Origin of the sequence: Salegentibacter tibetensis, from assembly GCF_020164485.1 — a bacterium.
Taxonomy (GTDB): domain Bacteria; phylum Bacteroidota; class Bacteroidia; order Flavobacteriales; family Flavobacteriaceae; genus Salegentibacter; species Salegentibacter tibetensis.
Genome location: NZ_JAIQZA010000094.1, coordinates 1 through 812, shown reverse-complemented (window position 1 = coordinate 812; position 812 = coordinate 1). Strand labels below are relative to the sequence as shown.

Genomic DNA, 812 nt, shown 5'->3' with positions numbered 1-812 from the left:
TACCATTGACGTATTTTTTAAGTTGCTGTTTTATAGCTGATTACCATGTCCATTTCTTTTGCCATTTTGAACAAGCTTTTTTGCTTATTAAGCAGTATTTTTTCCTGATAAGCTTTAATTCCCTCTTCTACATACGTTAATCCTTTTACAAATAATTTCCAGTATAATTCAGCCAGTTTTCTTGCTACTGCTTTAATTGCGAGCGACGGACCTTTTCTTGCTCTAATTTTGCGACCGAAGGCTCCAAGAGTAATGTTCTTGCTGTTGATCAGACTATGGGCAGCTTGTTTAAATATTAGTCCAGCCTTGGGTTGGCCTTTGGATTTATAGTTTTTCCTCATTTTGCCGGAGTGATGCTGTTTGGGCGCAAGACCAAGCCAGGAAGTAAAATGTTTTTCTGTCTTCCATTTTTGCAGATCAGTGCCAACTTCAGACAATAATTGTAACCAGTTATAGTCGGTGATGCCGGGTAAGACGGTAGCATCTTTATTATGGAATATCCTTAACAGGTAAGTATCCATATTTTTAATCTCTGGTTTGTGGTGCCTTATAGGTTTTCGAGGAGTTTTTGGATTATTTTGCGGGGGCTCATTAGAGCTCATCTTTTTAAGCACTTCCTCCAATTTCTTGTCACAGCGAACTATTTGTTCCTGGTAAAAGTCGTAGCAAGTAACCGCCTGTTCTAAGGCAAAAAGCCCGGCCTCATTATAATGACCTTTTAAAGATTTAACTATCAGTTCTCTTTTTGTTTTTAAAACGCTGCGATGGCACATTTCAACTAAAACATCTGGATTCCTTTCTCCAGCTAAAAT

General features: G+C 38.1%; 1 protein-coding gene. It reads right to left on the bottom strand.

From position 1 onward, the window contains the following. Positions 1-17 precede the first annotated feature (17 nt). On the bottom strand, positions 18-812 hold a 795-nt coding region (locus tag LB467_RS18640), incomplete at its 5' end, for a transposase (protein ID WP_224475657.1).